Origin of the sequence: Loktanella sp. M215, from assembly GCF_021735925.1 — a bacterium.
In the GTDB taxonomy this organism is placed as follows: domain Bacteria; phylum Pseudomonadota; class Alphaproteobacteria; order Rhodobacterales; family Rhodobacteraceae; genus Loktanella.
The window spans coordinates 395,871-420,597 of record NZ_WMEA01000001.1; the positions used below are offsets into that span (position 1 = coordinate 395,871).

Genomic DNA, 24,727 nt, shown 5'->3' on the forward strand with positions numbered 1-24,727 from the left:
GATCTCTACGCCGCATCGATGTCGCGCCGTCACCCGACTGATATTGGTAAGGCGGCAGGTTTTCACATGGATATCACGTTTCTTCTGAACGGAGAGACTGTCACGGCCCGCACGGCCCCCACGGTCACGTTGCTGGACTGGCTGCGGACGGACCGGGGCCTGTGCGGCACCAAGGAAGGTTGCAACGAAGGCGACTGCGGGGCCTGCACCGTGATGGTGACGGACGACCGCGGCGCGCAGAGCCTGAACGCCTGCATCCTGTTCATGGGGCAGTTGGCAGGCAAGGCGGTACGCACGGTCGAGGGGATCGCGGGGCCGGAGGGTCTGCATCCGGTGCAGCAGGCGATGGTCGATCACCACGGATCGCAATGTGGCTTCTGCACGCCGGGGTTCGTGGTCAGCATGGCCACGGCGCATCTGAACGGCCGGGTGGATCACGATGACCAGCTGGCGGGCAACCTGTGCCGCTGCACCGGCTATGCCCCCATCGTGCGCGCGGCACAGGCCGCGGCGGAGGCGCCGGTGCCGAAGCACATGCGCGACGTGGCGCCCGGCGGCGGCACGCCGCTGGCACCGCGTGACGCGGATGCGCTGGCGGCGTGGTATCTGGATCATCCGGACGGCACGCTGATCGCCGGGGCGACGGATGTGGGCCTGTGGGTCACCAAGCAGTTCCGCGATCTGGGCGATGTGGCCTTTCTGCATGCCTGCGCGGACCTGCAAGAGGTTTCGGTGACGGAGGATACCATGCATTTCGGCGCGGGCGTCACGATGACGCGGGTGCTGGAGGCGGTGGCAGGGGAGTACCCCTCCTATGCGGCGATGATCCGGCGCTATGGCTCTGTGCAGGTGCGCAACGCGGCGACGATCGGCGGCAATATCGCGAACGGCTCGCCCATCGGTGACAACCCGCCGGCGCTGATCGCACTGGGGGCCGTGCTGCATCTGCGGCGGGGTGATGTGGTGCGCGATCTGGCGCTGGAGGATTTCTTTCTCGCCTACGGCAAACAGGACCGGCAGCCCGGCGAGTTCGTGACGGGTGTGACGATCCCGCGGGGGCGTGCGGCGCACCGGGTCTATAAACTGAGCAAGCGGTTCGATCAGGATATCAGCGCGGTCTGCGGCGGGTTCGACGTGACAGTGACGGGTGGCGTGGTGCAGGCAGCGCGGATCGCCTTTGGCGGTATGGCGGGTGTGCCCAAGCGTGCGGGCGCGGTCGAGGCGGCGCTGGTGGGTCAGCCTTGGACCGATGAAACGGTGATGGCGGCCCTGCCCGCCTTTGCGCAGGATTTCGAACCGCTTGGCGACATGCGGGCGAGTGCGGCCTACCGGCTGGCGGCGGCGCAGAACATGCTGCGGCGGTATCATGCGGACCTGTCGGGCGGCGATGTCGATGTGCGGAGGGTCAGCGCATGAGCGTCGCCACCCCCCTGCCCCACGATTCCGCCCACCTGCATGTGACCGGTGCTGCGCGCTATATCGACGATCTGCCGGTGCCTGCGGGCACCCTGCATCTGGCCTTTGGCCTGTCCCAGGTCGCGCGGGGTGCGATCACGGCGATGGACCTGACGGCGGTGCGACGCGCACCCGGCGTCGTTGCGGTCCTGACCGCCGCCGATCTGCCCTTTGCCAACGATGTCTCGCCCAGTAACCACGACGAGCCGTTGCTGGCGACAGGCCGGATGCATTACGCGGGCCAGCCGCTGTTTGCCGTCGTGGCGGAGAGCCATCTGGCAGCGCGCCATGCGGCGCGGCTGGGGCAGATCGAGATCGCCGCCGAGACGCCGATTTTGACGGTGGAGGAGGCTTTGGCCGCCGACAGCCGGTTCGAGGATGGGCCGCGGGTCTGGACGAAGGGCGATGTGACCGCGGCCCTGAGCCGCGCGCCGCACCGGGTGCAGGGCCGGATCGAGATGGGCGGTCAGGAGCATTTCTATCTGGAGGGTCAGGCGGCCCTCGCGCTGCCGCAGGAAGGCGGCGACATGACCGTCCATTCCAGCACCCAGCACCCGACGGAAATCCAGCACAAGGTGGCCGAGGCGCTGGGTGTGCCGATGCACGCCGTCCGGGTCGAGGTCCGGCGGATGGGCGGCGGCTTTGGTGGCAAGGAATCGCAGGGCAACGCCTTGGCGGTCGCCTGTGCGGTGGCGGCGCGGTTGACGGGTAAGCCCTGCAAGATGCGCTATGACCGCGACGACGACATGATCGTGACCGGCAAGCGGCATGATTTCCGCGTCGATTACGACGCGGGGTTCGACGACAGGGGCCGTCTGACGGGCGTGGATTTCACCCATTTCACCCGCTGCGGCTGGGCCATGGACCTGTCCCTGCCGGTGGCCGACCGGGCCATGCTGCACGCAGACAACGCCTATCTGCTGGACGCCTGCCGGATCACGTCCCACCGGTTGAAGACGAACACCCAAAGCGCCACGGCGTTTCGCGGGTTCGGCGGGCCGCAGGGGGTGCTGGGGATCGAGCGGGTGATGGATCACGTGGCCCATGTGCTGGGGCTGGATCCGGTGGTGGTGCGGCAGGTGAATTACTATGCGCCGATGGGCGTGGTCGGAGGGGGGCTGTCTGCCCCCCGGCGCGATGCGCCGCCCCCCGAGAGTATTTCGGAAAAAGCGAGGATGGAGGATGTGGCCTCGCGCGGGGCGCAGGTGACCGCGGATGACCGGGTGGCGGTGCCAAAAGCGGCGCAGAATGCGACGCCCTACGGGATGGAGGTGACGGATTTCATTCTGGACGGGATGACGGAGGCGCTGCTGGCGACGAGCGATTACGCGGCGCGGCGGGGGGCGATTGCGGATTGGAACGCGCAGAACCCCTTGTTGAAGCGGGGGATCGGGTTTTCCCCGGTGAAGTTCGGGATTTCGTTTACGCTGACGCACCTCAATCAGGCGGGCGCTTTGGTGCATGTGTATCAGGACGGTTCGGTGCATCTGAACCACGGCGGGACGGAGATGGGGCAAGGGTTGTTCCAGAAAGTAGCACAAGTGGCGGCATCGCGGTTCGGGATCGATGTGGGCGCGGTGAAGATCACGGCGACGGATACGGGGAAGGTGCCGAATACCAGCGCCACGGCGGCGTCGTCGGGCGCAGACCTGAACGGGATGGCGGTGGCGATTGCCTGTGACACGATCCGTGACCGGATCGCAGTCTGTCTGGCGGAATTGCATCAGGTGGCGCCGGATACGGTGCGGTTCCGCGACGGTCAGGTGCAGGTGGCGGGGGAGAAGGTCAGCTTTGCCGCCGCCGTGATGACGGCCTATCAGAACCGCGTGTCGCTGAGTGCGACCGGGTTCTACAAGACGCCGGACCTGGCCTGGGACCGGGTGAAGGGTCAGGGGCGGCCGTTCTTTTATTTCGCGCAAGGCTGTGCGGTGACCGAGGTCGTGGTGGACACGCTGACCGGCGAGAACCGGATCCTGCGTTGCGACATCCTGCACGATGCGGGGGCGTCGCTGAACCCCGCCCTTGATCTGGGGCAGATCGAGGGCGGCTATGTGCAGGGGGCGGGCTGGCTGACGACGGAGGAGCTGGTCTGGGATGATGCGGGGCGTTTGCGGACCCATGCGCCCAGCACCTACAAGATTCCCGCCTGTGCGGACCGGCCGGACGTGTTCAACGTGGCGCTGTGGGATCAGCCGAACCCGGCTGCGACGATCTACCGGTCCAAGGCGGTGGGCGAGCCGCCGTTCATGCACGGGATTTCCGCCTTTCTGGCGCTGGGGGACGCGGTGGCGGCCTGTGGGCCCGCGTGGCCCGATCTGCAGGCGCCCGCGACGCCGGAGGCGGTGCTGGCCGCGATCGGTCGGGCGCGGGCGTGACCGGCATCCGCATCACGGTGACCCGCACGGCAGGGTCGGTGCCGCGCGGGGCGGGCACGCAGATGATGGTCTGGGCGGACCGGACGGACGGCACCATCGGCGGTGGCGCGCTGGAGTGGCAGGCGATGCAGCACGCGCGAACCATGCTGGCAGAGGGGCACAGGGAAGATGTATTGACCTTGCCGCTGGGACCGGCGCTGGGACAATGCTGCGGTGGGTCGGTGACGCTGGATTTTGCCGTGGCCGAGGGGCTGGAGGCCCTGCCCGGTGCGCCGCTTTGGATCTATGGCGCGGGGCATGTGGGGCGGGCCTTGGTCGGCGTGATGGCGCCGCTGCCAGCGTGGGAGATCACCTGGGTCGATACGGCGGCAGAGCGGTTTCCCGCGGCGGCGGCGGTGACGACGTTGGTGGCCGCCGATCCGGCGCGGGCGGTGGCGCATGCGCCGGACGCGGCGCATCACCTGATCCTGACCTACAGCCATGCGATCGATCTGGCGATCTGCCATGCGGTGCTGTCGCGTGATTTTGCCAGTGCCGGGCTGATCGGGTCGGCAACGAAATGGGCGCGGTTCCGGGGGCGGCTGGCCGCCTTGGGTCACGCGCCCACCCATATCGCGCGCATCGCGTGTCCCATCGGTGACCCCGCGCTTGGAAAACATCCGCAGGCCATTGCCATCGGCGTGGCCATGGCGATGCTGGGCCGCGGCGCGTCCTGCGCCGTTGAGGATGCCGGATGAGAGAAACCCTGCTGGCACTGGACGGTCTGACCAAGGCCTATCCCGGTGTGATTGCGAACCGCGATGTGTCGTTCCGCATCGGACGGGGCGAAATCCATGCACTGCTCGGCGAGAACGGAGCAGGCAAGTCGACGCTGGTCAAGACGATCTATGGTCTGGTGAAGCCCGATGCGGGGACGATGACGCTGAACGGTGCGGGTTTTGCGCCTGCCGATCCGGGGGCCGCGCGGCGTGCAGGCGTCGCGATGGTGTTCCAGCACTTTTCCCTGTTCGATGCGATGACCGTGGCCGAGAACATCGTGCTGGGGATGGACAATCCACCCTCGCCCCGCGCGATTGCAGGCGAAGTGCGGCGGGTGAGCCAGCTTTACGGTCTGCCGCTGGATCCGGAGCGGATCGTGGGCGATCTGTCGGCGGGCGAGCGGCAGCGGGTCGAGATCGTGCGCTGTCTGCTGCAGGACCCGAAGTTGTTGATCATGGACGAGCCGACCAGCGTGCTGACGCCGCAGGAGGTTGAGATTCTCTTCACCACCCTGCGCAAGCTGTCGGCCGAGGGGACGGCGATCCTTTATATCTCGCACAAGCTGGGCGAGATCGCGGCGCTGTGCGACACGGCAACGGTGCTGCGGCAGGGTCAGGTCGTGGCAACCTGCGATCCGCGCCAGACCGCCCCGCGCGAGATGGCGGAGCTGATGGTCGGCACGGTGCTGCAGTCGCCCGTGCGTGCGACCCGGCCGGAGGGGCCGGTGCTGCTGACGCTGCGTGGGCTGGCGGCCCCTGCCCCGCACCGGTTCGGCACGGCGCTGAAGGGGATCGACCTGACCCTGCGCGGCGGCGAAGTGCTGGGGATCGGCGGCGTGGCCGGTAACGGGCAGGACGAGTTGGTCGCGGCGCTGTCGGGCGAGATGCCGGTGGCAGGCGGCATGGTGCGGCTGGCGGAGGCGGAGATCGGCGACTGGGGTGTCAATGCGCGCCGCAGCGCGGGGCTGCTCTGCGGACCGGAGGAGCGGCTGGGCCATGCGGCGGCCCCGGACATGACCTTGACGGAAAATGCGCTGATGACCGGCGTGGGGCGGATGGATCTGGCACGGCACGGATTTCTGCGCTGGCCCGCGGCGCGCGCCTTTGCCCAGAAGATCATCGCGGATTTCGATGTGCGGACACCGGGGCCGGAGAACACGGCGCGGTCGCTGTCGGGCGGCAACCTGCAGAAATTCGTCATCGGGCGCGAGATCCTGCAGGCACCCCGCGTGCTGGTGGTGAACCAGCCGACCTGGGGTGTGGATGCCGCTGCCGCCGCCGCGATCCGGCAGGCGTTGCTGACGCTGGCGGACGCGGGCGTGGCAGTGATCGTGATTTCTCAGGATCTGGACGAGTTGATGGAGGTCTCGGACAGGTTCTGTGCACTGACGGACGGCCGGCTGTCGGCGTCGCGGCCCGCGCGCGGGCTGACGGTGGACGAGATCGGGATGATGCTGGGTGGCGCGCATGATCTGGAGGTCGCGCATGTGTGAGCCTGTGGGACGCCTGCCGCGGGCGAGTATTTGGAAAAAAGCGAGGAGGGGTGCGGTTGTTCGAGCGGTGGCACTCCCTGATGGCTCTGGAGCCTCGAAGCTGCATTTGGCTTCTCTCAATAATCGGGGCGGGCGTCTATCCGGCCACATGAAACAGGGGACGCAGGCATGATCGTGCTGGACAAGAGGCCGCAGCCGAGCCGCCTGTGGAGTTATGCGGCACCGGTGCTGGCGGTCGTGCTGACCATGCTGGTCGGCGGTGTGCTGTTCGCGGCGCTGGGCAAGAACCCGGTGGAGGTGATCCGGACGATCTTCCTCGACCCGCTGTTTTCGGAGTTTGCGTGGTTCTATCGCCCGCAACTGCTGATCAAGGGGGCGCCGCTGGTGCTGATCGCCGTGGGGCTCAGCTTCGGGTTTCGCGCGGGGATCTGGAACATCGGGGCCGAGGGGCAATACATCATCGGGGCGCTGTGCGGTGCGGCGGTGGGGCTGGCATTGTACCCCGCCGAGACGCGGTGGATCTTTCCGCTGATGATCGTGGCTGGGGCCTTCGGCGGCTGGATCTGGGCGATGATCCCGGGTGTGCTGAAGGTGAAGTTCGGGACGAACGAGATCCTCGTGTCGCTGATGCTGGTTTATGTGGCCGAAAGCCTGCTGGCGGCGATGGCGCTGGGGCCGTTGAAGAACCCGGAAGGCATGGGATTTCCGGGCAGCCGTAACCTCGCGCAATATCCCAGTGCCGCCAATCTGGAGCTGATTGCGGGCACGGGTTTGCACTGGGGGGTCGTGGCCGCGCTGATCGCGGTGATCTTTGCCTATGTCGTGCTGGCGCGGCATATCTTCGGGTTTCAGGTGCGGCTTGCGGGACAGGCACCGCGGGCCGCGCGCTTTGCGGGGGTCAATCCCGCGCGGATGATCCTGATCTGCATGGGGTTGTCGGGCGCGCTGGCGGGCATGGCCGGACTATTCGAGGTGGCGGGACCCGCGGGGCAGGTCACCATCGATTTCAACGTGGGCTACGGCTTTACCGCGATCATCGTGGCGTTTCTGGGCCGCCTGCATCCGGTCGGCATTTTGCTGGCGGGGGGGCTGATGGCGCTGACCTATATCGGTGGCGGCATCGCGCAGAGCAATCTGGGCCTGCCCGCCGCTGCAATTTCGTTGTTGCAGGGGATGCTGTTGTTCTTCCTTCTCGCGGTCGATGTGCTGACCCATTACCGTGTGCGGTTCGCCGCGAGACAGGTGGCGTGATGGACCTGAGTGCAATTAACCCGATCCTGCTGCTGGCCTCGCTGATGGTGGCCGCCACGCCGATCCTGCTCGCCGCGATCGGAGAGCTGGTGGTCGAGCGGGCGGGGGTTTTGAACCTTGGCGTCGAGGGGATGATGATCACCGGGGCCGTCTGCGGGTTCATCGTCGCCACGGCGACGGGGTCGCCGTGGCTGGGATTTCTGGGCGCGGCACTGGGCGGGGCGCTGCTCTCGCTGCTGTTCGGGGTGCTGACGCAGTTCCTTTTGTCCAACCAGGTGGCGACGGGCCTTGCGCTGACGCTGTTCGGGCTGGGGCTGTCGGCGCTGATGGGGCAAAGCTATCTTGGTATCCGGGCGCCGGCGTTTCCGGATATTCACGTGCCGCTGCTGGGCGATATTCCGGTCATCGGGCCGATCGTGTTCCAGCACGATCCAATGGTCTATGTGGGCCTTGGGATCGTGGCCGGAGTCTGGTGGTTCCTGAACCGGACCCGCGCTGGCCTGGTCCTGCGCGCGGTAGGCGAGAATCACGATGCCGCCCATGCGCTGGGCTATCACGTGCGACGCACGCGGATGCTGGCGATCATGTTCGGCGGGGCCTGTGCGGGGCTGGGCGGGGCGTATCTGAGCCTTGTGCGCGTGCCGCAGTGGACCGAAGGGATGACAGCGGGCGCAGGTTGGATCGCGCTGGCCATCGTCGTCTTTGCCAGCTGGAAACCGGGGCGGCTGGTGCTGGGTGCCTATCTATTCGGCGGCGTCACAGTGCTGCAGCTTAATCTGCAGGCGGCGGGGGTGGCGGTGCCGGTCGAGTATCTTTCGATGTCGCCCTACCTTGCCACCATCGCGGTTCTGGTGATCATGTCCGCCGGACGGGCACCCGGGTCACTGGGCCGTATCTTTCACGCCGCACGGTAACGCGGCACTACAGGGGAAACGATCAATGAAAAGAAGAACTTTGCTGGCCAGCGGTGCGGCTGCCGCGGCGCTGGGCCTGACCGGCCTGCCCGTACTGGCGCAGGACACCAAGACCAAGGTCGGCTTCATCTTCGTCGGCCCGGTGGGCGACGGCGGCTGGACCTATCAGCACAACGAGGGCCGCCTCGCGATCGAGCAGGAATTCGGCGACAGCGTCGAGACGATGTTCGTGGAATCCGTCCCCGAAGGCCCCGATGCCGTGCGCGTCATGACCGACATGGCGCTGAAGGGTGCCAACCTGATCTTCACGACCTCTTTCGGCTACATGGACCAGACGGTCGAGGTGGCGTCCAAGTTCCCGAATGTGAAGTTCGAGCATGCGACGGGCTTCAAGGACGCGCCGAACCTCGCGACCTACTCGGCCCGCTTCTACGAAGGCCGAGCCGTGCAGGGGCATATCGCGGGTCACATGACCACGTCGAACATCATCGGCTATATCGGGTCCTTCCCGATCCCCGAGGTCATCCGCGGCATCAACTCCTCTTACCTTGCGGCCAAGGCCGTGAACCCGGACGTACAGTTCAAGATCGTCTGGGCCTACACCTGGTTCGATCCCGCGAAAGAGGCCGAGGCCGCCAACGTGCTGATCGAACAGGGTGCCGACGTGATCCTGCAGCACACGGATTCGACAGCACCGCAGGCAGCGGCACAGGCCAAAGGTAACGTCATCACCTTCGGGCAGGCGTCCGACATGGCCGAATATGCGCCCTCTCCCCGGGTGTCGTCGATCATCGACAACTGGGCGCCCTACTACATCGACCGCACCCGCGCCGTGATGGACGGCACGTGGGAGACGCATCAGGTCTGGGAAGGCATCGGCGACGGCATGGTCAAGATCGGCGAGATCTCTGACGCCGTGCCCGCCGAGGTCAAGGCCAGTGCCGAAGCGCTGCGCGATTCCATCGCGGCCGGCGAAACGCATCCCTTTACCGGGCCGGTGAACAAGCAGGACGGGTCCGTCTGGCTGGCCGAGGGCGAAAAGGCCGACGACGGCACGCTGCTGGGCATGAACTTTTACGTCGAGGGGATCGAGGGCGACATTCCGTCCTGATCTGTTTTGCAGTGTCACGGAAGGCCCGCCAACGATGGCGGGCCTTTTGTCGTTCAGAGAGCGTCGTCAACCGGTTGTTAGCGCTTTGCGGGCAAGGTGATGCGGCACACCTCTCTGGCGGGACGGACATGAACCTTTACCACTGCTCGGTCGATCTGAAGGAAAACACCAAGGCCATCGCCTTTGCCGTCGCGGTCGAGGCGTGGATGACGCACCTGAAGACCAGCGGCGTGATCGGGTCCTGGCGGATGTGCCGCAGAAAACTGGGCTTTGGTGCGCCGCGGGCGCGGGATTTCCTGCTGGAAATCGAGGTCGCGGATCTGTCGCAACTGGATCAGGCGTTTCGCTTTACCGCGGCAAAGGACGACGTGACCGAACGTCTTTACACGACCGTTCACCAGATGGTGGGAGAGGTCGATGTCGCGCTTTACCGGCCCTTCCCCGATCCGGAACGCGCTGAACGGATGGCGCTGATCTGACAGCTGCGGTGCGGTTACCGGCGCCCGGTCGACATCGCAAGGGGCGCATGCACCGCCTTTTTACGTGACGGCGCATGGCCCCCCTTTCGCCCCAACGGGCGGCATGCAAAGCTTGGTCCATGACACATTTGCACACACGCGATGGGACCGCCCTGTCCCGCCTGACCTTTGGTACCATGCAGTTCGGCGGTCGCGCCGACGCGGCGACAAGCCGCGCCATGTATGATGCGGCCCGCGCCGCCGGGGTGAACCATTTCGACACCGCCGTCCGCTATACGGAAGGGGCGGCTGAGACGCTGCTGGGGCCGATGGTGGCACCCGAACGTGACGCGATCTATCTGGCGACCAAGGTGGCCTATGCGGGTGGCGCGGGACGGGTCAACATTCTGGAACAATTCGATATCTGCCGCAGCCAGCTGCAGATGGACAGCGTCGATCTGCTGTATCTGCACCGCTGGGACGACGAAACGCCGCTGGAGGAGACCTTTGCCACGATGGCGCGCCTGCAGGCGGACGGGGCGATCCGGCACATCGGCGTGTCGAACTATGCCGCGTGGCAGGTGATGAAGGCGCAGGCGGTCTGCGCTACCTTCGAGACGCGGATCGACGTGATGCAGCCGATGTACAATCTGGTCAAGCGGCAGGCCGAGGTCGAGATCCTGCCGATGGCGGCGGATCAGGGGATTAAGGTCTGTTCCTATTCGCCGCTGGGCGGCGGGCTGCTGACGGGCAAATATGCCCGCGGCGAAACGGGCCGGTTGTCCGAAGACAAGATGTACGCCGCCCGCTATGGCCGGGACTGGATGCATGATGCGGGCGCTGCCCTTGCTGACATGGCGGACGCGGTCGGCACCGATGCGGCGACGCTGGCCGTGGCTTGGGTCGCGGCGCATCCAACCGCCCCCTCGCCCATCATCTCGGCCAAGTCGGTGGCGCAGCTTGACCCGTCATTGGCCGCGAATGCGTTTCAGATGACGGCGGACCTGTACGACCGCATCACTGCCCTGTCGCCGACGCCGCCGCCCGCCACGGACCGGCTGGAGGAGGCATGACCGATTTCATCGTGATCGGCGGCGGCGTGGCCGGAATCTCGGCCGCAGCACGTTTGTCGCACCTGGGCCGCGTCACGCTGATCGAGGCGGAGGCGCAGACCGGCTATCACAGTTCCGGCCGGTCGGCGGCGCTGTTCGAGGAGACCTATGGTAAGCCCACGACGGTCGCGCTGAACACCGCCAGCCGCCCCTATCACGAGAGCGCGAACGGCGGCGTGCTGTCGCCGCGCGGGCTGCTGCTGCTGGGCAGCGCCGCCGAGAAAGACGCCTTTGACGTCGATCTGGCGCATATGGGGCTGGACGAGATTTCCACCGCCGAGGCGCGTGCGCTGGTCCCGATCCTGTCGGACCACGCGGACCGGGCGGCCTATCACGCTGACGCCTGGGACATCGACACAGAGCTTTTGATGCAGAACTTCCTGCGCGAGATGCGCGGGAACGGCGGCACGCTGATGGCGGCATCGCGCGTCAGCGCCATCGCGCGCGAGGCGACGGGCTGGCGCGTGATCACGCCGCAAGGCGATGTGACGGCTGCGGTGCTGGTCAATGCGGCGGGCGCCTGGGCCGATCAGATCGCCGCGATGGCGGGGGTGAAGACCTTAGGTCTGCAGCCCCTGCGCCGGTCGATGGCACGGCTGGCGGCCCCCGGCGGGCACGATCTGCGCGGCTGGCCGATGATGTTCGGACCGGGGGAACACTGGTACGCCAAACCCGACGCGGGTGCCCTGCTGGTGTCCCCGGCCGAGGAAGTGCCGGTCGATCCCCATGACGCCTATCCCGACGACATGACGCTGGCCGAGGGGCTGTTTCGCTATCAGGAATATTTCACGCCAGAGGTCACGCGCCCGATTGCCACATGGGCGGGGCTGCGCACCTTTGCCCCCGATCGCCAGCTGGTGCTGGGTCGCGCGGTGGATGCGCCGTCCTTCGTCTGGTGTGCCGGGCAAGGCGGTTACGGCTTTCAGACGGCCCCTGCCGCCTCTGCCCTGATCGCCGATATTCTGGCGGAGCGAGTGCCCGAAATCGGGGCTGATCTGGCGCAGGCCCTGTCGCCGGCCCGGTTCGGCTGAGGGCGGTTTCTGTGGGACGTTGGCGGATTGTCACAGTCGCGCGACAAACCGCCGCGACGGCCCCTTGACGATCCGGCCCCGCCTGCCATCTGCCAGTCATGACACAGCCCCCCGCCACCCGAGAGAGCCACCGCCTGCAACGCCAGTTCGCGCGTCTGCGAAGGGATTACCCGCGTGCGGGTGCGATGCTGCAGCGGATCAGCCGACCCGGCTGGGCGCTGGTGCGGGTGCCGGTGGGCGTGTTGTTCATTCTGGGCGGCCTGCTGGCGATCCTGCCGGTCTTCGGGCTGTGGATGATCCCCGTGGGCCTGCTGTTGCTGGCGGTCGACGTGCCGTGGTTGCGGCGGCCCGTATCCGGGGCGCTCATCCGCCTGCGCCGCCGCGCCGAGACGTTTCGCAACCGGCGGCGCAAGGGCTAACAGCCTGAAGATGAGAGACACAGGATTGCTCCCGGCAGGTTGACTGCCGGGGATAACCGAAAGTGTGACGCGCGCGCCCGTCCCCCGATCAGGCTTTGGGAATGATGCCGTCGGCGCGCAGGCGATCGAAGAGGTCGAAGAACGCCCGGTCCGTCGCGATGTAACCGGTGAAGCCCAGCGCACGGCTCTTGCTCATGTCGGTCACGACCTCGATCGGGCGGCCAAGGTCGGCATCCGTGTGCCAAGGCGAGGCGAGGCGCGTGAGGTCGCTTTCCGCCAGACCGTGCTGCCGGGCGATGTCGGCCCAGAGGGCGGCGTCGTCCTTCATCTGATCCGCCAGCGGCCGTTCGGTGCCGTCGAAGTCTTCGACCTTGACGCCGAAGTAGTCCCCGATCCGGTGCCACATCCAGTTCCAGCGGAAGACGTCGCCGTTCACGATGTTGAAATCCTCGTTCCGGGCGGCAGGCGTGGTCGCGGCCCAGATCACCTGATCCGCCAGTTGCCGCGCATCAGTCATGTCGGTCAGCGCGTCCCACTGCACCTGAGAGCCCGGAAAGCGGAACGGCCGCCCCGTCGCCTTGCAGAGCGTGGCGTAGACGGCCAGCGTCGTGCCCATGTTCATCGCATTGCCGACGGCCTTGCCGATCACCGTGTGGGGGCGGTGGATGCTGTAGCCGAAGCCGTCGCGCTCGGCGGCGGCAAAAACCTCATCCTCTTGCGCGTAGTAGAAGTTCGCCACGTCCAGACGGCCCTGATCCTCGCGGAACGGGGTCTTGGGCAGGGTGCCCTTGCCGTAGGCCTCGAACGGGCCGAGGTAGTGTTTCAGACCGGTGACGAGGGCCACGTGTTCCACGCTGCCCGCGGGGCGCAGGGCGTCGAGCAGGTTGCGGACCATGGTGCGGTTGACGCGGATGTTCTCGGCCTCTGTATCCTGCCGCAACCATGTGGTCAGAAAGACGTGGGTGGGTGCCAGGCCGTCCAGCGCCTGCGCCAGCGACGCGGGGTCCAGCAGGTCAGCGGCGACGGGGGTGACGCCGGGCTGATCCTGCGGCGTGCGGGCAAGGCCGAGGACGGTCCAGCCGTCGGCGGCGAGTGTCGCGGCGATGGCGCTGCCCTGAATGCCGGTCGCGCCGACGACGAGTGCGGTCTTGGTCATATGCTGTGTCCTTGCATTGGTTGACCTGCACCTAGCCAGCCCGGCGCGGTTTCGCTAGACGGCACCAAAATGGAACCTAGGCACCGAAAGGAGACCGGGATGCTGGATGACGATTGGCGCGAGGATTGCGCGCCCCGCCGCGTGATGGAGATCTTTGCCACCAAATGGACCAGCATGATCCTGCACACCCTGCAGGCCCGCCACCGGGGGGCCGCCCGCAGCGGCATCCTGCACCGCAGCCTGCCGGGGCTGTCGAAGAAGATGTTCGTGCAGACCCTGCGCGACATGGAAACCAGCGGGCTGATCGACCGGACGGTCGACAGTACCGTGCCGCCTGCGGTGACCTATGCCCTGACGCCGCTGGGTCTGCGGTTCGTGGACCTTGTGGACATGGTCTATGACTGGGGCCGCGACAACGCCGACGCGCTGGACGCACTGCAGCCGCGCGACGGTGCGCGTCGCGGCCGTACCGCTGCGGTGCCGAAGGCGTGACGGCCGCGGGCTTAGGGTCCGGCGGATTTTCACAGCCCTGTGCAACGGGTCCGAAGGTGGCGGCGTAGAGGGGGCTGCCCTCGGGCGGCACCCTCCTTTGGAGTTTATCCGGTCGGATGAATGCGGATCAGGCGTCCTTGCGGATGGTGGCATTCTGCGGGTCGTAGGGGGAATCCTCGACGATCTCGCAGGGCCAGAGCTGGTCGAACATCTTGACCTGCAATTGCGTGCCGACAGCCGCGTGATCGGGATGGACGTAGCCCATGCCGATGCTCTTGCCGAAGTGAACCGAATAGCCCCCCGAGGTCAGGCGGCCGACACGGGTGTCGCCGGCATAGAGCACTTCGCGGCCCCAGGGGTCGGCGTCGGCGGGGCCGTCGATCAGCAGGGTGACGCAGGTGGAGCGGATGCCCTTGGCCTGCATCGCGGCCTTGCCATGGAAATCCTTGGCGAGGTCGACGAAGCGGGGCAGATCCGCCTCCAGCGGGGTCGCGTCGCGGCCGAGTTCGTTACCGAAGGCGCGGTAGGATTTTTCCTGCCGCAGCCAGTTCTGGGCGCGGGCGCCGACGAGTTTCATCCCGAACGAAGCGCCCGCCTTTTCCAGCAGGTCGAAGAGGTAGTTCTGCATCTCGATCGGGTGGTGTAGTTCCCAGCCAAGCTCGCCGGTGTAGGCCACGCGGATCGCGTTGACCGGGCACATGCCGAGTTCGATCTGGCGGGCGGAGAGCCAGGGGAACCGCTTGTTCGACAAGGCAGTCGCGGGATCCGCGTCCTTGATGACCGATTGCAGCACGGCGCGGGCGTTGGGGCCTGCGATGGCGAAGACGCCGTATTTCGTGGTGACGTCTTCCGCGTTGATGCGGCCCACGGCGGGTTCGGCGTCGGCGATGGCCTTGTACAGGTAATCCTCGTCATAGGCGTGCCAGGCCCCGGCAGAGACGAGGTAGTAATCGTCCTCTGCCAGACGGACGATGGTGTATTCCGTGCGCGTCGTGCCGTGGGCGGTCAGGGCATAGGTCAGGTTGATGCGGCCGACCTTCGGCAGCTTGTTGGTGGTAAACCCGTCGAGGAAGGCGGTCGCACCGGGGCCGCTGATGCGATGCTTGGCAAAGGCGGTGGCGTCGATCAGGCCGACATTCTCGCGGATCGCCTTGGCCTCCTCCACCGCGTATTGCCACCACGCACCGCGGCGGAAGCTGCGGCTGTCGTGGTCGAACGTCTCGGGTGCATCGACGGGGCCGAAGTAGATCGGGCGTTCCCAGCCGTTCACCAGACCGAATTGGGCGCCGCGGGCCTTTTGGCGGTCGTAGGCGGGCGAACAGCGCAGCGGGCGGCAGGCGGGGCGTTCCTCGTCCGGGTGGTGCAGGATGTAGACGTGCTCGTAGGCTTCCTCGTTCTTGCGCGCCGCCCATTCGGTGGTCATCCACGGACCGTAGCGCTTGGGGTCGAGGCTCGCCATGTCGATCTCGGCCTCGCCGTCGACCATCATCTGCGCGAGGTAGTAGCCGGTGCCGCCGGCGGCGGTGATGCCGAAAGAGAAGCCTTCGGCCAGCCACATGTTGCGCAGGCCGGGCGCCGGGCCGACCAGCGGATTGCCGTCGGGGGTGTAGCAGATCGGGCCGTTGAAGTTGTTTTTCAGCCCGCAGTCCTCGGCCGAAGGGATGCGGTGGTTCATCGCCATGTACTGATCCTCGATCCGGTCGAGGTCGAGCTCAAAGAGGTCCGCGCGGAAGCTGTCGGGGACGCCATACTCAAAACGGGCGGGGGCGTTCCGTTCGTAGACGCCAAGGATCCAGCCACCACGCTCTTCGCGCACGTAGCTTTGCGCGTCGGCGTCGCGGACGACGGGGTGTTCCGGGTTGTCCTTGCGCCATTCGACCAGTTTGGGGTCGCGGTCCATGACGATGAACTGATGCTCGACCGGGATCGCCGGGATCTTGATCCCCAGCATCTTGGCCGTGCGCTGCGCGTGGTTGCCAGAGGCGGTCACGACGTGTTCGGCGGTGATGACGATCTGTTCGTCGGAGGGGACGAGGTTGCCGCCCTTCTCGATCATCTTGGTTGCCGTCACCTCCCAATGGGTGCCCGTCCAGTGAAACGCGTCGGCCTGCCAGCGGCGTTCGATCATCACGCCACGCTGCCGCGCGCCCTTGGCCATCGCCATCGTCACGTCGGCGGGGTTAATGTAGCCGTCGGTGCTGTGGTAAAGCGCGCCTTTGAGGTCGGACGTCTCGATCAGGGGCCAGCGGTCCTTGATCTCCTCTGGCGTCAGAAAGACGTATGGGACGCCGCAGGTCTCGGCGGTAGAGGCGTAAAGCTGGTATTCCTCCATCCGCTCGTCCGTCTGGGCCATGCGCAGGTTGCCGACCACGGCGAAGCCCGCGTTCAGGCCCGTCTCCTCCTCCAGCGTCTTGTAGAAGCGGATGGAATAATCGTGGATGTGGGTCGTGGCAAAGCTCATGTTGAAATAGGGCAGCAGGCCCGCCGCGTGCCAGGTAGAGCCGGAGGTGAGTTCGTCGCGTTCCAGCAGCATGACGTCGTCCCAGCCGGCGCGGGCGAGGTGGTAGGCGATCGAGGTGCCGACGGCACCGCCGCCGATGACAAGTGCCTTGACGTTGGTCTTCATGTGCGATTCCCCGGCTGATGACGTGTCCGCAATCTGCTGGAAAGCGCGTGCGGTTGAAAGAACCAGCCGACTCAATTGCGCATGAATACGACGCGCCGGGCTTTGATGGGTTGCATTGCCGACCGCTTCACGGAAAGTGGGGGAAATTGGCCGGAGAGGATGCTAACCCCATGACGCGTGACGATTTCATCCGGCTGGTCGGAAAAAGCGTATTCCACGTCACGCTGGAGTCGAACATGACCGGCATCGGTGCGCGCGGTTTGCTGCGCCCGGCAGAGGCGGCGCGTCAGGCAGGCTTTGCACCCGCCGACGTGGCCCTGCGCAAGGATCCCGAGACCATCGTTGCAAATGCGGGGCCGATGACGCTGAACCATCAGCGCCCGCTGCTGGCCGGAGAGGACAATGCCGGGGACTTTCTGTCGTCGGGCAGCCTGCGCGACTGGGCGATGCAACTGGACGAGCGGGTGTTCTTCTGGCCGCGCCGGATGCGGCAGAGCTATATCGACAGCTTTGGCGCGGACGCGCATCTGGTGGTGCTGGAAATCGACGCGGGCGGGCTGTTCGATATCTATGCGGACAACCTGGATCTTGCGCCCATCAACTCCGGTGCGGCACTGCGCAAGCCCGCGCGACGGGGGCCGTGGATCTATGTCCCTGCCACCGCCACGGTCGAGGCGTTCCGCACCAACCGGATCAAGCGGGATCTGGTCAAGAGCCGCGACGCGGTGGCGGAACTGAGTCTGCGCTGCGATATCCCGGGGCCGCAATTGTCGGTGTTGCGGATCACGCGCGAGGCGTGACATGGCCTGTGCCGTGGCCTAGAACGGCCCGGAAAAAGGGGGGCGCATCCATGCTGATCTGCAAGACCGTGGCCGAGGTGCGTGCCGCCGTCAGCGACCTGCGTCAGGCCGGCAGCGTCGGGCTGGTGACGACCATGGGCGCGCTGCACCCGGGCCACATGGCGCTGATCGCGGCCGCACAGGCCGATCATGCCTCTGTCGTGGCGACGATCTTTGTCAATCCGACGCAGTTCGGCAATCCGGCGGACCTTGACACCTATCCCCGGACCGAAGACGCGGATCTGGCCCTGCTGCGCGATGCCGGCGTGGCGGCGGTCTTCATGCCCGATGCCGGCGTCATGTATCCCCCCGGCGACCAGACCGTGGTCGAAACCGTGGCGCTGGCGCAGTCCTACCACGGCGCCGTGCGGCCGGGACATTTCCGCGGCGTGGCGACGGTGGTGACGAAGCTGTTCAACATCGTCGGCGCCGATGCCGCCTATTTCGGGGAAAAAGACTATCAGCAGTTGGCGGTGATCCGGCGCATGGTGGCAGACCTGTTCATCCCCATTGCCATCCACGGCGTGCCCACGGTGCGCGAGGACGACGGCCTTGCCATGTCGTCGCGCAATGTGCGGCTGACGCCCGGCGACCGCGCTGCCGCCCGTGTGCTGCACCGCGCCCTGCGTGCCGCCGAGGACACGATCCATCGCGGCGGCACCGTGCAGGAGGCCGTGCAGACGATCCACGAGATCGTCGCGGACGAGCCGCGCGCGACGCTGACCGGCCTCGATATCGTCAATGTCGCCGACTTTACCCCGGCGACCGGCGATCCCACCGCCCCCATCGGCATCATGATCTCTGCCCAGTTCGGGGATGTCTTGCTGATCGACCAGAAGGAAATCGACCCATGAGCACCCAGACCGAAACCATTCGCCGCACGACCGTGCCGCAGATCCGCAACCGCAAGGGCGGCGATCCCATCGTGTCGCTGACATCCTACCACGCGCATACCGCCGCGATCGTGGATAAATACGCTGACTTCATCCTTGTGGGTGACAGCCTTGGCATGGTGATGCACGGCATGGAAAGCACGGTCGGCGTGCCGATGGACCTGATGATCATGCACGGCAAGGCCGTCGTGCGCGGCACGAAGCGCGCGCTGATCGTGGTCGACATGCCCTTCGGCAGCTACGAGGAAAGCCCGAACGTGGCCTTTCGCAATGCCGCCACGGTCATGAAGGAAACCGGCTGCGGCGCGGTCAAGCTGGAGGGTGGTGCCCGCATGGCCGAGACGATCCACTTTCTGGTGGAACGCGGGATTCCCGTCATGGCGCATACGGGGCTGACGCCGCAGTCGTCCCACGTCATGGGCGGGTTCAAGACGCAAGGCCGCGACGAATCGACATGGGACGCCCACCGCGAGGATGCCCGCGCAGTCAGCGAGGCCGGGGCCTTTGCCGTCGTGCTGGAGGGGATGGTCGAGCCGCTGGCGGCAAAGATCACCCAGGAGGTGGCGATTCCCACCATCGGGATCGGTGCGAGCGTGCACTGCGACGGGCAGATCCTGGTGCTGGAGGACATGCTGGGCCTGAATCCGTGGACGCCGAAGTTCGTCAAGGTTTACGGACAATTGGGTCCGATGATCGAGGATTCGGTCAAGCGTTACGCGGAAGATGTGAAATCCCGGGCCTTTCCGACGGACGACGAAGTCTATCGCTGACGCGCAGGGTGCGGCGCAAATGCGGCGGATCTTCGCCACATTTGCGCCGCATTTCCCGGTCAGACTCTGACCTACTTTGTATTTTTGACACGTCGCACGCTGAATTGAGGCCGGATCGCGTCAACGGGGATCTTATTTGCGCCGCACCCGTTATAACAAAAGATACCGCACGTCAGATGCGGACTTGAGGAGAGCAGTATGAAACGCACCACGCTTATTGCGCTGGCTGCACTGATGGTCTTGGGTGGCTGCATGTCGCCCGCAGACTCTGTGACGGGCCGCGCCGACAACGACATGTTGCGGTTTTCCAGCATGAATTACATGACGCTGATGGAGCGTGCCGACTGATCGCGGACCTGTCCGTCTGATGCATGTCGGCAAGGGCCTGCATCGCAAGACGCATCAGTTGACCTGAGCGTCCTGTTTTGGCGCGCGACCTGACCCGCAGGGCCGGTCGCGCGCCTGTCTTACATGTCTTCGTCCATCACCAGCGGGGCCGATGACCCGCCCAGCGGGGCCGCAGGTGTTGGCGTAAAGGTCGGAAGCTCGTCCGGGATCGGCCCGACCACGCCGACTTCGACCGGGGGCGGTGCCATGCCGTTGGTCGATGGCAGCGGCGTGGGCGCATAGGCCGGCCCGTCGAGCGACGATGTCGTGACCGGCGCAGGCGGCGGCACGGCCTCTGGCACGGAGGGGATGACCAGCGGGATCGGGGTGCCCACCTGGGCCGCGGTGCCGTTATATCCCACCGGAACCGGTGTCGCGCAGGCCGCCATGGCCGCCAGGCCGGCAGCGGACATCAGTATTTTCTTCATTCTCATCGCTCCTATCGTTTCGTGCTGAGGTGGCGCATTTCGCGCCCGCGTCAATCCAATGACCCTACATCAGGCCGGGGACGACCAGATCCGGGGGCCTGTGGCCGTCGGCGAAGGTCTTGATGTTGATCAGCACCTTCTCGCCCATCTCAACCCGCCCTTCGACCGTGGCGGACCCCATGTGCGGCAGCAGGATCACGTTCGGCAGGGCCTTGAGACGCGGATTGATCTCGTGCCCGCGCTCGAACACGTCAAGGCCGGCGCCCGCGATCTCTTGTGCGCGCAGCATGCGGGTCAGGGCGTTTTCGTCGATCACCTCGCCGCGGCTGGTGTTCACGATGACGGCCTGCGGCTTCATCAGCTTCAGCCGGCGGGCGTTCATCAGATGGAAGGTCGACGGCGTATGCGGGCAGTTGACCGAAATCACGTCCATCCGCGCGACCATCTGGTCGAGGCTGTCCCAGTAGGTCGCTTCCAGCGGCGCTTCGACCTCTGGGCGCAGACGCTTGCGGTTGTGATAGTGGATCTGCATGCCGAAGGCGCGCGCGCGGCGGGCCACGGCCTGTCCGATCCGGCCCATGCCAAGGATGCCCAGCCTGCGCCCCGCGATGCGTCCGCCCAGCATGGCGGTGGGCGACCAGCCGGACCAGTCGTCGGACTGGGCGACGCGCATGCCTTCGGGGATGCGGCGCAGCACGCTCAGCATCAGGGCCATGGTCATGTCGGCGGTGTCGTCGGTCAGCACGCCGGGCGTGTTGGACACCAGGATGCCGCGCTGCCGCGCCGTGGCGACGTCGATGTTGTCCACGCCCGCACCGTAATGCGCGATCAGCTTCAGCCGGTCGCCCGCCTGCGCCAGCAGCCGCGCGTCGATCTGGTCGGTGATCGTCGGCACCAGCACGTCGGCGTCCTGCATGGCAGAGGCCAGCGCCTCGCGCGTCATCGGGACATCGTCGGGCGACAGGGTCACGTCGAACAACTCCGTCATCCGCGTCTCGACCGCCGGCGGCAACCGTCGCGTCACGACAACACTCAGCTTCTTCCCCGGCATCGGCCCTCCTGCGGCACTTTCCAAAACCCGTGATTGGTGGCACGTTGCCAGTCAGGGACGCGGGGCACAAGAACCATCGCGCCCGCCAGGCAGATCGAGGCTATCCCATGACTTTTGCGCGAACCCTTTGCGTCGTGATTTCACTGCTCTGTGCCGGACCCTTGGCGGCGCAAGAGGCGACCCCCGAAACCATGGACGATGTCGCCCCGACATCCGCCAGTTTCACGGCGCCGGACGTCGGGCCGGAAACGAACATGCCCCTGCCCCGCTACGTCAGCCTGAAGGCGAAAGAGGCGAACGTCCGCCGCGGCCCCAGCCTGACACACCGCATCGACTGGGTCTTCAAGCGGCGCGACATGCCGTTGCAGGTGATCGCGGAATACGGCCACTGGCGCCGGGTGATTGACCGCGACGGTCAGGGCGGCTGGGTGCATTACACGATGCTGTCCGGCGTGCGGACGGTCATCGTCGATCAGGACCGCATGGCCCTGCGGGCGAATCCCTCGGACACGGCGGCAGAGCGGGCCGAGCTGGAACAGAACGTCATCGCCCGCCTTGGCGATTGCGAAGGCGACTGGTGCGAGTTGACCGCCGGCGGCTACAGCGGCTGGGCGCACCGGTCGGTCCTGTGGGGCGTCGACGCGGCCCCTGCCCCCAACTGACGCTTTCGGTGCCGTCCGCGCTGCGCTAGGACGGTGCCATGAATGAAAAGTCCAACACCCGCCTGAACCTGTCTGCCGGCCTTCTGTCCTGCGCCGTGGCGCTGTCGCTGGTCGTGGCAAAGCTCTGGGCCTTCGGGCAGACCGGATCGCTGGCCATCGCCGCGACGCTGGCAGATTCGGCCATGGACCTGATGATGTCGCTGGGGGCGCTGGCCGCCATCGCCTATGCGGCCAAGCCCGCCGACGACGACCACAACTTCGGCCATACCTCGGCCGAGGATCTGGCGGCGCTGGCGCAATCGGTCATCATCCTGATCTCCTCGGGCGTGATCGGCTTTGCCGCGGTCTGGCGATTGTGGCAGGGGGATCCGGCCCTGCCCCGCAACGAGGTTAGCGGGATCGCGATCGTCGTCTTCTCGATCGTGCTGACGCTGGGGCTGGTGGTCTGGCAACGTCGCGTCGCCGCGCGCACCGACAACCCGGTGGTGAAGGCCGACAGCCTGCATTATCTGGGCGACCTGATCCCCAATGTGGGCGCCATCGTCGCCCTCTGGGCGTCAAAGGCGCTGGGTCTGGCGCAGGTCGACAGCGTCGTGGCCCTGGGTGCCGCCCTGCTGCTGGCCGTCGGTGCGCTGCGCATCGGCAAGGGCGCCTGGGACGCGCTGATGGACCGGCAGGCCGATCCCGCGATGATCGACGGGATCGCCGCCATCGCCCGCGATTTCGAAGGCGTCCGCGGCTTTCACGACCTCAAGACCCGCCGCGCGGGCAGCCGGGTGTTCGTGAACCTGCATATCGAACTGGACGGCGAACAATCGCTGCACCGCGCCCATGCGATCGGCGCGTCCCTGCGCCGGGCGATCCTGCACGCCTATCCGCGCGCCGATGTGCTGATCCACAAGGATCCCGTCGGGGTGCAAAAACACCCCGACGATCCGTCGGCTTAGGTCAGGCCGCCAGCCCGCGCCCCTTCAGCAGCGCCTCGACTCCCGGCATCCGCCCGCGGAAGTCCTGATAAAGCGTCGCCGCATCCACGGACCCGCCAGAGGACAACACCGTTTCCTCCAGCCGCTTGGCCAGCGCCGGATCGAACGGATCGCCCGCCTCCTCGAAGGCGGCGAAGGCGTCGGCGTCCATTACCTCTGACCACATGTAGCTGTAGTAGCCGCTGGAATAGCCGTCCCCCGCAAAGACATGGGCGAAATGCGGCGTCGCGTGGCGCATCCCGATGGCATGGGGCATGCCCAGATCTTCAAGGATCTCGGCCTGCCGCTGCATCGGGTCGGCGGGGGCGTCGCCCGCATGAAATTCCAGATCGACCAGCGCGCTGGCGATGTATTCGACGGTCTGAAAGCCCATGTCGTAGGTCGCCGCCGCCAGCATCCGGTCCAGCATGTCCTGCGGCATCGCGGCGTCCGTGACGGCATGGGTGGCAAAGGTCTGCAGCACCTGCGGCACCTCCAGCCAATGCTCGTACAGCTGGCTGGGCAGTTCGACGAAGTCCCGCGCGACGGATGTGCCGGAGATCGACTCGTAGGTCACATCCGACAGCATCTGGTGCAGCGCGTGGCCGAATTCGTGGAACAGCGTGCGCGCGTCATCATAGGAAAGCAGCGCCGGCTTACCCTTGGCGGGCTTTGCGAAGTTGCAGACGTTCACGACGATGGGGGCCACGTCGCCCGCCATCCGGTGCTGGCTTTGCATTGCCATGCACCATGCGCCCGACCGCTTGGACGCGCGCGCGAAGTAGTCGCCGACGAAGACCGCCACGTGCTGGCCGTCGCGGGTTACGTTCCACAGCCGCACGTCAGGATGATAGACCGGGCCGTCGAAGGGCTCGAATTCCAGCCCGAACAGCCGCGTGGCACAGTCGAAACTGGCGGCGATCATCCGGTCGAGCTGCAGGTAGGGCTTCAAGGCCGCCTCATCCAGATCGTGTTCCGCCTGCCGCCGCTTTTCGGAATAATAGCGCCAGTCCCACGGCTCCAACGGGCCGGTGACGCCGTCGGCGTGCATCATGGCGGTCAGCTTGACGGAATCAGCCTCTGCCGCGGCCTTGGCGGGGGCCCAGACCTGCATCAACAGATCGCGGACGGCGTCCGGCGTGCCGGCCATCTCCGTCTCCAGCTTGTAATCGGCAAAGCTGTCGTAACCCAGCAGGTCGGCGCGTTCGGCCCGCAAGGCCAGTGTTTCGGTCGCCAGCGCCCGGTTGTCCGTGGCCCCCCCGTTCATCCCGCGCGCGGTCCAGGCGGCATAAGCCCGTTGGCGCAGGTCACGTCGGGGCGAGAATTGCAGGAAGGGCACGATCAGCGACCGCGACAGGGTCACGACGGGGCCGGCATGGTCGCCCGCCTCGCCCGCCGCCCGTGCGGCATCGACGACAAAATCGGGCAGACCCGCCAGATCATCCTCTGACAGGGGCATGAACCAGTCGCGTTCGTCCGCCAGCAGGTTCTGCGTGAACTGCGTGCCCAGCACCGCCAGCCGGGATTTCACATCGCGCAGCCGGTCCGCCGCCGGCCCCTGCAACTGCGCCCCCTGCCGCACGAAGCCGCGCCGGGTCAGCATCAGCACCCGCGCCTGCTCGGCCGTCAGGTCCAGATCGTCGCGGCGCGCCCACAGATCCTCGATCCGCGCAAACAGCGCCGCATTCGCCGTGACCTCGGACCCGAAGGCGCTCAGCAAAGGCGAGAAATCGCGCTGCAGCGCCTCGCGCGCCGGGTTGCTGTCGGCGCCCGCCACGCCGTAGAACACGCCCAGCACGCGACCCAGCGTCGCCTCGGCCCGCTCGAACGCTTCGATTGTGTTGGCAAATGTCGGCGCGTCCGGGTTATCGGCGATGGCCGCGATATTGGCCCGCGCCTCGGCCAGCGCCGCGTCGACGGCGGGTGCGAAATCAGCGTCCCTGATCGCATCGAAGGGCGGCAGGGCGTGGGGTGTGGTCCAGTCGGACAGCAGCGGATTGGTCATGACAGGTCTCCTTTGCCCCACAACCTAGGACCGCGCCCGGTGAAGTGCCACCGCCCCCGCGCCGGGCGACCAAATA

23 protein-coding genes are annotated in these 24,727 nt (G+C 66.6%); 18 read left to right on the plus strand and 5 right to left on the minus strand.

The window, feature by feature from the left end; all coding sequences use genetic code 11:
• Window positions 1-66: 66 nt before the first annotated feature.
• The 11 genes from GLR48_RS01905 to GLR48_RS01955 all read left to right on the plus strand — a co-directional run bounded on the left by GLR48_RS01905 (window position 67) and on the right by GLR48_RS01955 (window position 12,377).
• The gene (locus GLR48_RS01905; RefSeq protein ID WP_237058185.1) at window positions 67-1,416 is read left to right on the plus strand and encodes a xanthine dehydrogenase small subunit; all 1,350 of its coding nucleotides are present in this window, start codon (window positions 67-69) and stop codon (window positions 1,414-1,416) included.
• Entirely contained in the window at window positions 1,413-3,830 is a 2,418-nt protein-coding gene (xdhB, locus tag GLR48_RS01910) for a xanthine dehydrogenase molybdopterin binding subunit (protein WP_237058187.1), read from the plus strand. Before GLR48_RS01905 ends, xdhB begins: the two co-directional genes overlap by 4 nt.
• Window positions 3,827-4,567 (plus strand): xanthine dehydrogenase accessory protein XdhC, encoded by a 741-nt coding sequence (gene xdhC / locus GLR48_RS01915; RefSeq protein ID WP_237058189.1) that lies wholly within the window; start codon window positions 3,827-3,829, stop codon window positions 4,565-4,567. The genes xdhB and xdhC overlap by 4 nt, the downstream gene beginning before the upstream one ends.
• Window positions 4,564-6,081: an ABC transporter ATP-binding protein gene (locus GLR48_RS01920; RefSeq protein ID WP_237058207.1), complete on the plus strand. Its 1,518-nt coding sequence runs from the start codon at window positions 4,564-4,566 to the stop codon at window positions 6,079-6,081. The genes xdhC and GLR48_RS01920 overlap by 4 nt, the downstream gene beginning before the upstream one ends.
• 168 nt (window positions 6,082-6,249) lie before the next feature.
• Window positions 6,250-7,332 carry an ABC transporter permease gene (locus tag GLR48_RS01925; protein ID WP_237058209.1) on the plus strand — a complete coding sequence of 361 codons (1,083 nt, stop codon included), beginning with the start codon at window positions 6,250-6,252 and terminating at the stop codon, window positions 7,330-7,332.
• The gene (locus tag GLR48_RS01930; RefSeq protein ID WP_237058211.1) at window positions 7,332-8,246 is read left to right on the plus strand and encodes an ABC transporter permease; all 915 of its coding nucleotides are present in this window, start codon (window positions 7,332-7,334) and stop codon (window positions 8,244-8,246) included. The genes GLR48_RS01925 and GLR48_RS01930 overlap by 1 nt, the downstream gene beginning before the upstream one ends.
• 25 nt (window positions 8,247-8,271) lie before the next feature.
• A complete protein-coding gene (locus GLR48_RS01935) occupies window positions 8,272-9,357 on the plus strand; it encodes a BMP family ABC transporter substrate-binding protein (protein ID WP_237058213.1) in 1,086 nt (361 codons plus the stop codon).
• A 128-nt stretch (window positions 9,358-9,485) separates the two neighbouring features.
• Window positions 9,486-9,836, plus strand: coding sequence for a DUF6614 family protein (locus GLR48_RS01940; protein WP_237058214.1), 351 nt, complete (start codon window positions 9,486-9,488; stop codon window positions 9,834-9,836).
• A gap of 119 nt (window positions 9,837-9,955) precedes the next feature.
• Window positions 9,956-10,888 (plus strand): aldo/keto reductase, encoded by a 933-nt coding sequence (locus GLR48_RS01945; RefSeq protein ID WP_237058216.1) that lies wholly within the window; start codon window positions 9,956-9,958, stop codon window positions 10,886-10,888.
• On the plus strand, window positions 10,885-11,958 hold the full coding sequence (locus GLR48_RS01950) for an NAD(P)/FAD-dependent oxidoreductase (RefSeq protein WP_237058217.1): 1,074 nt from the start codon (window positions 10,885-10,887) through the stop codon (window positions 11,956-11,958). Before GLR48_RS01945 ends, GLR48_RS01950 begins: the two co-directional genes overlap by 4 nt.
• Before the next feature lie 98 nt (window positions 11,959-12,056).
• Window positions 12,057-12,377, plus strand: coding sequence for a hypothetical protein (locus GLR48_RS01955; RefSeq protein ID WP_237058218.1), 321 nt, complete (start codon window positions 12,057-12,059; stop codon window positions 12,375-12,377).
• Between the two features lie 88 nt (window positions 12,378-12,465).
• Here GLR48_RS01955 and GLR48_RS01960 read toward each other — a convergent pair whose 3' ends face one another.
• Window positions 12,466-13,533: an SDR family oxidoreductase gene (locus tag GLR48_RS01960; RefSeq protein WP_237058219.1), complete on the minus strand. Its 1,068-nt coding sequence runs from the start codon at window positions 13,531-13,533 to the stop codon at window positions 12,466-12,468.
• A 99-nt stretch (window positions 13,534-13,632) separates the two neighbouring features.
• Here GLR48_RS01960 and GLR48_RS01965 point away from each other — a divergent pair, with 99 nt between their 5' ends.
• Window positions 13,633-14,025: a winged helix-turn-helix transcriptional regulator gene (locus GLR48_RS01965; protein WP_237058220.1), complete on the plus strand. Its 393-nt coding sequence runs from the start codon at window positions 13,633-13,635 to the stop codon at window positions 14,023-14,025.
• A 127-nt stretch (window positions 14,026-14,152) separates the two neighbouring features.
• Here the strand turns inward: GLR48_RS01965 and GLR48_RS01970 are convergent, their stop codons facing one another.
• On the minus strand, window positions 14,153-16,651 hold the full coding sequence (locus GLR48_RS01970; protein WP_237058221.1) for a GcvT family protein: 2,499 nt from the start codon (window positions 16,649-16,651) through the stop codon (window positions 14,153-14,155).
• Between the two features lie 170 nt (window positions 16,652-16,821).
• Here GLR48_RS01970 and GLR48_RS01975 point away from each other — a divergent pair, with 170 nt between their 5' ends.
• The 4 genes from GLR48_RS01975 (at window position 16,822) to GLR48_RS01990 (ending at window position 19,501) form a co-directional block, all read left to right on the plus strand.
• Window positions 16,822-17,451 carry a DUF7002 family protein gene (locus tag GLR48_RS01975; protein ID WP_237058224.1) on the plus strand — a complete coding sequence of 210 codons (630 nt, stop codon included), beginning with the start codon at window positions 16,822-16,824 and terminating at the stop codon, window positions 17,449-17,451.
• 50 nt (window positions 17,452-17,501) lie between these two features.
• The gene (panC, locus tag GLR48_RS01980; RefSeq protein ID WP_237058225.1) at window positions 17,502-18,344 is read left to right on the plus strand and encodes a pantoate--beta-alanine ligase; all 843 of its coding nucleotides are present in this window, start codon (window positions 17,502-17,504) and stop codon (window positions 18,342-18,344) included.
• The gene (gene panB, locus GLR48_RS01985) at window positions 18,341-19,153 is read left to right on the plus strand and encodes a 3-methyl-2-oxobutanoate hydroxymethyltransferase (RefSeq protein ID WP_237058226.1); all 813 of its coding nucleotides are present in this window, start codon (window positions 18,341-18,343) and stop codon (window positions 19,151-19,153) included. The genes panC and panB overlap by 4 nt, the downstream gene beginning before the upstream one ends.
• A gap of 198 nt (window positions 19,154-19,351) precedes the next feature.
• Window positions 19,352-19,501: a hypothetical protein gene (locus GLR48_RS01990; RefSeq protein ID WP_237058230.1), complete on the plus strand. Its 150-nt coding sequence runs from the start codon at window positions 19,352-19,354 to the stop codon at window positions 19,499-19,501.
• Window positions 19,502-19,620: 119 nt separating this feature from the next.
• On the opposite strand, the gene GLR48_RS01995 is transcribed toward GLR48_RS01990, so the two are convergent.
• A complete protein-coding gene (locus GLR48_RS01995; protein ID WP_237058232.1) occupies window positions 19,621-19,953 on the minus strand; it encodes a hypothetical protein in 333 nt (110 codons plus the stop codon).
• Window positions 19,954-20,032: 79 nt separating this feature from the next.
• Window positions 20,033-21,019 carry a 2-hydroxyacid dehydrogenase gene (locus tag GLR48_RS02000; RefSeq protein ID WP_237058234.1) on the minus strand — a complete coding sequence of 329 codons (987 nt, stop codon included), beginning with the start codon at window positions 21,017-21,019 and terminating at the stop codon, window positions 20,033-20,035.
• A 107-nt stretch (window positions 21,020-21,126) separates the two neighbouring features.
• On the opposite strand from GLR48_RS02000, the gene GLR48_RS02005 reads away from it, so the two are divergent.
• Window positions 21,127-21,681: an SH3 domain-containing protein gene (locus tag GLR48_RS02005; protein WP_442915738.1), complete on the plus strand. Its 555-nt coding sequence runs from the start codon at window positions 21,127-21,129 to the stop codon at window positions 21,679-21,681.
• 38 nt (window positions 21,682-21,719) lie between these two features.
• A complete protein-coding gene (locus GLR48_RS02010; RefSeq protein WP_237058236.1) occupies window positions 21,720-22,628 on the plus strand; it encodes a cation diffusion facilitator family transporter in 909 nt (302 codons plus the stop codon).
• Between the two features lies 1 nt (window position 22,629).
• Here GLR48_RS02010 and GLR48_RS02015 read toward each other — a convergent pair whose 3' ends face one another.
• Window positions 22,630-24,651, minus strand: coding sequence for a M3 family metallopeptidase (locus GLR48_RS02015; RefSeq protein WP_237058238.1), 2,022 nt, complete (start codon window positions 24,649-24,651; stop codon window positions 22,630-22,632).
• Window positions 24,652-24,727: the final 76 nt, after the last annotated feature.

Bases quoted from the DNA above. Each gene is read 5' to 3' on its own strand.
- GLR48_RS02000 (WP_237058234.1), bottom strand. From the start codon at position 21,019: ATGCCGGGGAAGAAGCTGAGTGTTGTCGTGACGCGACGGTTGCCGCCG.
- panB (WP_237058226.1), top strand. From the start codon at position 18,341: ATGAGCACCCAGACCGAAACCATTCGCCGCACGACCGTGCCGCAGATC.
- GLR48_RS02015 (WP_237058238.1), bottom strand. From the start codon at position 24,651: ATGACCAATCCGCTGCTGTCCGACTGGACCACACCCCACGCCCTGCCG.
- GLR48_RS01995 (WP_237058232.1), bottom strand. From the start codon at position 19,953: ATGTCCGCTGCCGGCCTGGCGGCCATGGCGGCCTGCGCGACACCGGTT.
- GLR48_RS01905 (WP_237058185.1), top strand. From the start codon at position 67: ATGGATATCACGTTTCTTCTGAACGGAGAGACTGTCACGGCCCGCACG.
- xdhB (WP_237058187.1), top strand. From the start codon at position 1,413: ATGAGCGTCGCCACCCCCCTGCCCCACGATTCCGCCCACCTGCATGTG.
- GLR48_RS01975 (WP_237058224.1), top strand. From the start codon at position 16,822: ATGACGCGTGACGATTTCATCCGGCTGGTCGGAAAAAGCGTATTCCAC.
- GLR48_RS01930 (WP_237058211.1), top strand. From the start codon at position 7,332: ATGGACCTGAGTGCAATTAACCCGATCCTGCTGCTGGCCTCGCTGATG.
- GLR48_RS01970 (WP_237058221.1), bottom strand. From the start codon at position 16,651: ATGAAGACCAACGTCAAGGCACTTGTCATCGGCGGCGGTGCCGTCGGC.
- GLR48_RS01965 (WP_237058220.1), top strand. From the start codon at position 13,633: ATGCTGGATGACGATTGGCGCGAGGATTGCGCGCCCCGCCGCGTGATG.
- GLR48_RS01935 (WP_237058213.1), top strand. From the start codon at position 8,272: ATGAAAAGAAGAACTTTGCTGGCCAGCGGTGCGGCTGCCGCGGCGCTG.
- GLR48_RS01960 (WP_237058219.1), bottom strand. From the start codon at position 13,533: ATGACCAAGACCGCACTCGTCGTCGGCGCGACCGGCATTCAGGGCAGC.
- GLR48_RS01955 (WP_237058218.1), top strand. From the start codon at position 12,057: ATGACACAGCCCCCCGCCACCCGAGAGAGCCACCGCCTGCAACGCCAG.
- panC (WP_237058225.1), top strand. From the start codon at position 17,502: ATGCTGATCTGCAAGACCGTGGCCGAGGTGCGTGCCGCCGTCAGCGAC.
- GLR48_RS01945 (WP_237058216.1), top strand. From the start codon at position 9,956: ATGACACATTTGCACACACGCGATGGGACCGCCCTGTCCCGCCTGACC.
- GLR48_RS01940 (WP_237058214.1), top strand. From the start codon at position 9,486: ATGAACCTTTACCACTGCTCGGTCGATCTGAAGGAAAACACCAAGGCC.
- GLR48_RS01990 (WP_237058230.1), top strand. From the start codon at position 19,352: ATGAAACGCACCACGCTTATTGCGCTGGCTGCACTGATGGTCTTGGGT.
- GLR48_RS01950 (WP_237058217.1), top strand. From the start codon at position 10,885: ATGACCGATTTCATCGTGATCGGCGGCGGCGTGGCCGGAATCTCGGCC.
- GLR48_RS01920 (WP_237058207.1), top strand. From the start codon at position 4,564: ATGAGAGAAACCCTGCTGGCACTGGACGGTCTGACCAAGGCCTATCCC.
- GLR48_RS02010 (WP_237058236.1), top strand. From the start codon at position 21,720: ATGAATGAAAAGTCCAACACCCGCCTGAACCTGTCTGCCGGCCTTCTG.
- GLR48_RS01925 (WP_237058209.1), top strand. From the start codon at position 6,250: ATGATCGTGCTGGACAAGAGGCCGCAGCCGAGCCGCCTGTGGAGTTAT.
- GLR48_RS02005 (WP_442915738.1), top strand. From the start codon at position 21,127: ATGACTTTTGCGCGAACCCTTTGCGTCGTGATTTCACTGCTCTGTGCC.